Origin of the sequence: Stenotrophomonas sp. GD04024 (assembly GCF_029837545.1) — a bacterium.
GTDB classification, from domain to species: Bacteria; Pseudomonadota; Gammaproteobacteria; order Xanthomonadales; family Xanthomonadaceae; genus Stenotrophomonas; species Stenotrophomonas forensis.
The window spans coordinates 1-8,195 of record NZ_JAOEDV010000126.1 but is presented as its reverse complement, the minus strand read 5'-3'; the positions used below and the strand labels follow the sequence as shown (position 1 = coordinate 8,195).

Below are 8,195 nucleotides of genomic sequence, written 5' to 3'. Positions count from 1 at the left end.
CAGGCGCGGGGGCGTGGAGACCGGTAAGTGGGGCCCGCGGTTCGCGCAGCGAATTGCGGGAGCGACAGCACGCATGTGCCGAGCGTTCCCGGCCAGCGGCCGGCACTACCGCCCCCGGAGTTCGGGGGCAGCGCCGCAGGCGCAGGGGCGTGGAGACCGGTAAGTGGGGCCCGCGGTTCGCGCAGCGAATTGCGGGAGCGACAGCACGCATGTGCAGAGCGCACCCGGCCAGCGGCCGGCACTACCGCCCCCGGAGTTCGGGGGCAGCGCCGCAGGCGCGGGGGCGTGGAGGCCGATAAGTGGGGCCCGCGGTTCGCGCAGCGAATTGCGGGAGCGACAGCACGCATGTGCCGAGCGCTCCCGGCCAGCGGCCGGCACGACCCAGCGAAGCAACCCTTGCCCCGGCCGCCGTTTCGCGGCACGCTGCGCGCTTCCGTACGCAAGCGTATCGACCATGTCGCCAGCCAACGAAAGCGCCTATCCCCACCTGTTCACCCCGCTGGACCTGGGCTTCACCCAGCTGCGCAACCGCGTACTGATGGGTTCGATGCACACCGGCCTGGAGGATCGCGCGCGCGACTTCCCGCGGCTGGCGGCCTACTTCGCCGAACGCGCCGAAGGCGGCGTCGGGCTGATCGTCACCGGTGGTTTCGCACCGAACGTGGTCGGCTGGCTGAAGCCGTTCGGCGGCAAGCTGTCCTGGCCCTGGGAGGTGCGCCCGCATCGGCAGCTCACCGCCGCCGCGCACCAGCACGGCGCGAAGATCTGCCTGCAGCTGCTGCACGCCGGCCGTTATGCCTACCACCCGTTGTCGGTGGCACCGTCGAAGCTGAAGGCACCGATCAACCCGTTCACGCCGCGCGCGCTGTCGGCCAGCGGCGTCGAACGGCATATCAGCGACTACGCGCGCAGCGCGAAGCTGGCCCGCGAGGCCGGCTACGACGGCGTGGAAGTGATGGGCTCGGAGGGCTACCTCATCAACGAGTTCATCGCGCCGCGCACCAACACGCGCAGTGACCGCTGGGGCGGCGACGCCAGCCAGCGCATGCGCTTCGCGGTGGAGATCGTGCGCCGCATCCGTGAAGCCTGCGGTCCGGACTTCATCATCATCTACCGCCTGTCGCTGGTGGACCTGGTCGAGGACGGCAGCAACTGGCAGGAGATCGTGCAGCAGGCACAGGCCATCGAGGCCGCAGGCGCGACGATCATCAATTCCGGCATCGGCTGGCATGAAGCGCGCATTCCAACCATTGCCACTTCGGTGCCGCGTGCGGCCTTTGCCGGCGTCACCGCCAAGCTCAAGCCGCACGTGACGCTGCCGCTGGTGGCCACCAACCGCATCAACATGCCCGAAGTGGCCGAACGCATCCTGGCCGATGGCGGTGCGGACATGGTGTCGCTGGCGCGCCCACTGCTGGCCGACCCGCACTGGGCCAACAAGGCCCGCGCCGGCCGCGCCGAGGCGATCAACACCTGCATCGCCTGCAACCAGGCCTGCCTGGACCACGTGTTCGAGAACAAGCTGGCCAGCTGCCTGGTCAACCCGCGTGCGGCCCACGAGACCGAGCTGGTCTACCGCCCGACCACCACGCCGAAGAAGGTGGCCGTGGTCGGTGCTGGCCCGGCCGGGCTGGCCTGTGCCACGGTTGCCGCCGAACGCGGCCATCAGGTCACCCTGTTCGATGCCCACGAGGAGATCGGCGGCCAGTTCAACGTGGCCAAGCGTATTCCGGGCAAGGAAGAGTTCTACGAGACCCTGCGCTACTTCCGGCACAAACTGACCGAAACCGGGGTGCAGCTGCGCCTGGGCACCCGTGCCGACGCTGCGCAGCTGGCCGGCTTCGACGAGGTGGTGCTGGCCACCGGCATCACCCCGCGCAAGGTCGACTTCCCCGGTGCCGACCACGCCAAGGTGGTCAGCTACCTGGACGTGCTGCTGGGCCGGGTCGAAGTCGGCGCCAATGCAGCGATCATCGGCGCCGGCGGCATCGGCTTCGATGTCGGCGAGTTCCTCAGCCACGCCGGTGAATCGCCGTCGCTGGACCCGCAGCGCTGGATGGCCGAGTGGGGCGTGGATGCCACCTTCGAGGCCCGCGGCGCGTTGGCCCGGCCGCAGCCCGAGGCCTCGCCGCGCCGGCTGTGGCTGCTGCAGCGGAGCGCCGGCAAACCGGGGGCGCGGCTGGGCAAGACCACCGGCTGGATCCACCGCGCCACGTTGAAAGCCAAGGGCGTACGCATGCTGGGTGGCGTCGAGTACCTCGGCGTGGACGACCAGGGCCTGCGCATCCGCGTCGAAGGCAGCGAGCAGCTGCTGCCGGTCGACCATGTGGTGATCTGCGCCGGGCAGGAGCCGAACCGCGCACTGCAGGCCGAACTGCAGGCCGCCGGCATCAGCGCACAGCTGATTGGCGGCGCCGACGTGGCCGCCGAACTGGATGCGAAACGGGCCATCGACCAGGGCAGCCGGGTTGCCGCCGCGCTCTGATGCGTGCCTGAATGGGGGGCGGAATGTGATTTTCGTCACCCCTGTCGAACCTGAATGTCAAGCCGGTCGATTCATGATGCGTTCGGCTATGCCCCCCTACCTTGCGCCATCTTTCCGCTCACCAGCCAGTTTCCGGTGAGCCGGCGCGGCCCCCTCGATCGGTATTGATCGTTTCTTTTGGGGCCGCCCACGGGGCGGCCCCGATGGCCGCCTCCCCATGACGCCAAGTCGTACCCCGGCCCGCAGCCCCCGCTGCGGGAACCAAGAGGTGCGGCCCATACGGAGCAAGGAGTTATATGAAACTGGCCTGGATTCTCTGGCTGTCGCAGTTGTTGCCGCAGCCGGCCGCTGATTCATTGTGTTTGAGCACCACCGTGTACCTGGAAGCCCGCGACCAGACCCTGCGCGGCCAGCAGGCCGTCGCCGAGGTGGCCCTGCGCCGCCTCGACAGTGGCCTGTGGGGCGACTCGATGTGCCAGGTGGTCACCGCGCGCAAGCAGTTCGCGCCGACCATCGTCTCCCCCGGCACCCAGCTGGGCAATGACGCCGCGTGGAGCGAGGCGATGAACGTCGCTTTCGACGCAGAGCGCAACTGGGCGCTGCCGGCCGGCGAGCGCCGCGAGATCGTGCCCGGTGCCAGCCACTTCGCCGCGCTGTCGATCGCCAGCCCGAACTGGCGCAACGCCTACCAGGTGGCCACCATCGGCGATCACACCTTCTATAAGGTGCAGAACCTCAAGCCACGGCAGTCGTAACGATCCGTGCTGGCGGCAGCGTTGCCGCCCGCCGGCAGGCTCTGGGATAGTGGGCGCTTCCCGCCCGCATCACCTGGAGTTCCCATGAAGCTGTACAGCAAGCCCGGTGCCTGTTCCACCGCCGACCACATCGCCCTGCAGTGGACCGGCCAGCCGTTCGAGGTTGAACTGCTGAACAAGGACACCCTGAAGGGTCCGGAATTCCTCAAGATCAATCCGGCCGGTGCGGTACCCGCGCTGGTCGACGGCGACTTCGTGCTGCTGCAGAACGCCGCCATCATGGGCTATATCGCCGACAGCTACCCGCAGGCCGGCCTCGGCGGTGACGGCAGCCCGCGCCAGCGCGCCGAAGCCACCCGCTGGCTGGCCTTCGTCAATTCGGACGTGCATCCGGCCTTCTCGCCGCTGTTCGCACCGGGCAAGTTCATCGCCGACGAAAGCCAGTTCGACGCCATCCGCGCCGCTGCGCACAAGCGCCTGCGTGGCCTGTTCGAAACCGCTGACAAGCAGCTGGCAGACAAGCCGTGGCTGGCCGGTTTCCGCAGCTACGCCGATCCGTACTTCTACATCACCCTGCGCTGGGCCGCTGGCACCAAGGTCGACCTGTCCGGCCTGGACAACCTGGCCGCCTACAAGGCGCGCATGGACGCCGACGCCGGCGTGCAGGCCGCACTGAAGGCAGAGGGCCTGGCCTGACCCTGTATGAGGGTGGAGCCACTCGCGATGCGAGCGGCTCCGAACTGACTCGAGGGGAACGGGATCTCAGCCGATCTGGCGGATCACCTCGCCCTTGGCATCGCGCAGGTAGGTCGGCACCACTTCAATGCGCAGCGCGCCTGCCAGCGGATAGATCCCGCGTTCGGCACGCACGCTCGCCAACGCCTGCAATCCGGCCGCATCCAGCGCCCAGCGCGCGCTGTCGGCAGACACCTCGCTGGCTTCACCGCCCCCGGCCGCAATGAACTCCCACTGCCGTTCGCGGCTGACCAGTTCCAGCGATTTGCCATGGCGCAGGCGCAGCGGCAGCAGTTCGCACACGCTGGCGACCTGGCCGGCGCCCAGCACCAGGGTGGTGATGCCGGCCTCCTGTCGCCAATCAAGCGTTTCGATGAACAGCATGCCGGTGCTGGAGCCCTCGCGCTCGCTGCCGGCCTGCACCTGCGCGGCCAGCGCCGGATCGTCCAGCAGATTGCCGCGCTGCAGGTCACTGATCCACAGCGGCATCGCCGGCTGCAGCGCCTGCAGCACGCCGCGCGTGGACCAGCGCTTGACCGCCTCCATCTCTTCATCGGTCAAGCCGACCAGCTGCAGGAACTGCAGGTGGCCGTTGGTGGTATCACGTGCCGGCAACTGCGGATCGGCAATGAAGGCCAGGTGGCACAGCCGGGTGCCGGTCTCCAGCGCGATCGGACCGTTGGCGTTGAGGTGGTGGCCATCCTCGAACACGTTGCCGCTGCCGAACACATAGCGCGCCAGGTTCTGCAGCAGGTTCATCGGCCACGCCGGCGGCGTGCTGCCTGCGCTATCACCGTCTACGGCCGCCAGGCGGAAGGTGAGCTCGAACCCGTAGCCACTGGCGTCGGCATCACTGCTCTCCTTGGCGTACAGCTCGGAGAAGCCGTAGGTGATGTAGTGCCAGTGCGGCACCGGCGCATCCGCCCAGTACACACTGATGCCATCCAGCGGATCCTGCCCGCCCAGCGTATACGGCAGCGCAGTGCCGTAATGACGCGGTTCCTGGCCTGCATACAACGGCGCCAGCGCGGCGTTGATCGCGTCCCAGCCCGGGGTATCGGTGTCGTCGTGGTCGTCCTGCACGCGGGACTCCTTGTGGGGAAGTGAACCGGTCACTTTACGCGGTGGTTCAGGCCTGTACGACCTCATTGCTACCATTCACCAAGGCCGCCTGCGTTTCCTGCCACCAGCGCTGCGCCAACGCCGGGCTGCGCGCCTTGCCCACTGCGGCCAGCAGTTCCGGGCACAGGCGTTCCAGCGCCAGCGCATCGGTGCAACGCTCGATCTTCAACTGGATGAAGTAGCCCTTCAGGCCGAGATGGCGACGCACCGCTTCGCTCATCGCGTCGTACAGCTGCTGGTACAACGCCGGGTCCTGTTCGCGGCCCGTGCTGATCGCACGCGTCGGCACAGCGTCGGCACTGCCACCGATGGCTTCGATCAGGCCCTGCGCGACCAGTTGTTCCAGTGCATCCGGTGGTGCGCGCAGCCCTTCGAACAAGCCACGCAGTTCGTTGTCATCGCGATGGCCATCGACCATCAACAGGATCGAACGCAGTGCCGCCGGCAGGCGCCGGCCGCGGTCTTCGATTTCCTGACGGCCAGCGGCCGTCTTGGCGTGCAGCAATGCCATGCATCCCCCCAATCCTCGATGCGCAAAGCCAGCGCGCCCGTGCCGGGCACGCCCCCTGGTTGCCACCGTCGAAGCCTGCGCAGCTTCCCCGAAGCGCAGGCTCTGTTGCAGACCGATGACAGGGCGAGCTTAGCGCAAGTCCTGGCAGGCTTGGGTAGTGCCGGCCGTTGGCCGGCAATCCTGCATGCCGAGGTTGCCGGCCAGCGGCCGGCACTACAGGGTCAGCGCCCCAGCGCCCGGCGGATCTCCTCCAGCGCGCCGGGGTCGTCCAGCGTCGACAGGTCGCCCGGATCGCGCTGTTCGGCGAGCGCCTGCAATGAGCGCCGCAGCAGCTTGCCGGAGCGAGTCTTGGGCAATGCGTTGACCACATGCACGTGCGCCGGACGCGCCACCGCGCCCAGCGAAGTGGTCACCGTCGCCATCATCTCGGCCACCACCGGCGCCGGATCCTCGCCGTCCAGGCCCTGTTTCAGGGTGACGAACACCAGCGGCACCTGCCCCTTCAGTTCATCCTTGACCCCGATCACGGCCGCCTCGGCCACGCGCGGATGACTGGAGATGGCCTCCTCGATCTCGCGCGTGCCCAAGCGATGCCCGGCCACGTTGATCACATCGTCGGTGCGACCAAGGATGAAGGTGTAGCCATCGTCATCACGGATGGCCCAGTCCAGCGAGCTGTACAGCAGTTCCTTGAAGTGGCTGAAGTAGCTCTGCAGGAAACGGCCGTCGTCGTTCCATACCGTGCTCATGCAGCCCGGCGGCAACGGCGGGGTGACCACCAGCACGCCCTTCTGCCCCGCAGCGACTTCCTCGCCGGTGTTCTCGTCGATCACCTTCATGCGGTAGCCGAGGTTGGGGAAGCCCGGCGAACCGAAGCGCACCGGCTTCATGTCCAGCCCCGGCAACAGCGTCAGCGCCGGCCAACCGGTTTCGGTCTGCCAGTAGTTGTCGATGATCGGCTTGCCCAGTGCATCGCTGATCCAGTGCGCGGTCGGTTCGTCCAGCGGCTCACCGGCCAGGAACAGGTACTTCAGCGCACGCAGGTCGTGGCGATGGATGAAGTCTGCATCGTGCTTCTTCAGCACGCGGATGGCGGTGGGCGAGGAGAACATCGTGCGCACGTTGTACTGCTCACACAGCGCCCACCAGATGCCCGGGTCCGGGTTGGTCGGCAATCCTTCGTACAACAGCGAGGTGCAGCCGCCGATCAGCGGGCCGTACACGTTGTAGGAATGGCCTACCGCCCAACCGACATCGGAGGTGGAGAACATCACCTGGCCCGGCTTGCAGTCGAACACCGTCTCCATCGACTGCGCCATCGCCACCGCGTAGCCGCCGACATCGCGCTGTACGCCTTTCGGCTTGCCGGTGGTACCGGAGGTATACAGCAGGTAGCTCGGCTCACTGGACTCCAGCCACTGCACCGGCACATCGACCTCACCGATCTGCGCGCGCAGCGTGGCGTACTCCACATCGCGGCCCGGCACCCGCGGTTCGGCGGCGTCCAGCCCGCGCGAAACGATCAGCACGTGCGGTGGCGGTGCACTCGCCTCTGCACAGGCAGCATCGACCATCGCCTTGTACGGAATCAGCTTGCCGCCGCGCATGCCGGCATCGGCGGCAATCAGCAGTTTCGGTTTCGCATCGTCGATGCGCAGCGCCAGGTTGTGCGCTGCAAAGCCGCCGAACACCACCGAGTGCACCGCACCGATGCGCGCGCATGCGAGCATCGCGAACACGGCCTCGGCCATGTTCGGCATGTAGATCACCACGCGGTCACCATGACCGACGCCGAGGCGCCTGAGTACGGCAGCGAAGTCATTCACCTCGCGATACAGCTGGCGATAGGTGATCTCGCGGGTGCTGTTGGTTTCGGTGGAAATGGCCACCAGTGCGAGCTGGTCGGCGCGCTCGGCCAGGTGCCGATCGACGGCGTTGTAGCAGAGATTGGTTTCGCCGCCGACGAACCAGCGCCGAAACGGCGGGTTGCTGTAGTCGAGTACCTGCTGCGGCGGTTTGTGCCAATGGATGCGTTTGGCTTCTTCGCCCCAGAACGCCTCCGGCTCGTCGATCGAGCGACGGTAGGTTTCCTCGTAGTTCATGACGCAGCCCTCCCAGACAAAGTCATGGCTTCGAGGATAGTCCGGCGCTGCCGCGCGGGCCGCCCTACCTTGGTAGGGGGTGGGTTTGTTCTGCAGGGCTTGCAGCCCTGCACCTGCAGAATCAACGTCAACGTCAACGTCAACGTCAACGTCAAAAGCTGGGCTACTGGGGGATGGCGGGGTGGGCCCGGTTGCGGGAGACGCCGTAAACCCGTCCTTGGGGGCTTGGCCGCGGCATCCATGCCGCGGACACTCCCGCAACCGGACCCACCCCGCCTTCGACAGTTTTCCGCGATCTGTCGGAACGGCATTCTGCTCCGGTGGGTGTCGACCTTGGTCGACACGGTAGATCCACGCCATGCGTGGATGATTCATTCGATATCTGACGGAAAATCGTGTCGACCAAGGTCGACACCTACCAACAGCCGCGCGGAACCACGGCCAACGTTACCAACAGCCGCGTGAACCTGTCGAAGGTGGGACGG

The 8,195-nt window shown here is 67.3% G+C and carries 6 protein-coding genes; 3 read left to right on the top strand and 3 right to left on the bottom strand.

From position 1 onward, the window contains the following. Nucleotides 1-454: 454 nt before the first annotated feature. The 3 genes from N7590_RS21415 (at nucleotide 455) to N7590_RS21405 (ending at nucleotide 3,936) form a co-directional block, all read left to right on the top strand. Nucleotides 455-2,485, top strand: a complete 2,031-nt coding sequence (locus N7590_RS21415) for an NADPH-dependent 2,4-dienoyl-CoA reductase (protein ID WP_053512180.1) — start codon at nucleotides 455-457, stop codon at nucleotides 2,483-2,485. 296 nt (nucleotides 2,486-2,781) lie between these two features. Further along, complete coding sequence (locus N7590_RS21410) at nucleotides 2,782-3,240, top strand: cell wall hydrolase (RefSeq protein ID WP_004154513.1); 459 nt, start codon at nucleotides 2,782-2,784, stop codon at nucleotides 3,238-3,240. Between the two features lie 84 nt (nucleotides 3,241-3,324). Further along, nucleotides 3,325-3,936: a glutathione S-transferase N-terminal domain-containing protein gene (locus N7590_RS21405; RefSeq protein WP_004154511.1), complete on the top strand. Its 612-nt coding sequence runs from the start codon at nucleotides 3,325-3,327 to the stop codon at nucleotides 3,934-3,936. Nucleotides 3,937-4,002: 66 nt separating this feature from the next. Here the strand turns inward: N7590_RS21405 and N7590_RS21400 are convergent, their stop codons facing one another. The 3 genes from N7590_RS21400 to prpE form a co-directional block, all read right to left on the bottom strand. Continuing rightward, nucleotides 4,003-5,058 carry a suppressor of fused domain protein gene (locus N7590_RS21400; protein ID WP_164242945.1) on the bottom strand — a complete coding sequence of 352 codons (1,056 nt, stop codon included), beginning with the start codon at nucleotides 5,056-5,058 and terminating at the stop codon, nucleotides 4,003-4,005. 46 nt (nucleotides 5,059-5,104) lie between these two features. Further along, nucleotides 5,105-5,608 carry a hypothetical protein gene (locus tag N7590_RS21395; protein ID WP_164242946.1) on the bottom strand — a complete coding sequence of 168 codons (504 nt, stop codon included), beginning with the start codon at nucleotides 5,606-5,608 and terminating at the stop codon, nucleotides 5,105-5,107. Nucleotides 5,609-5,829: 221 nt separating this feature from the next. Beyond that, a complete protein-coding gene (gene prpE, locus N7590_RS21390; RefSeq protein WP_164242947.1) occupies nucleotides 5,830-7,710 on the bottom strand; it encodes a propionate--CoA ligase in 1,881 nt (626 codons plus the stop codon). Between the last annotated feature and the right edge of the window lie 485 nt (nucleotides 7,711-8,195).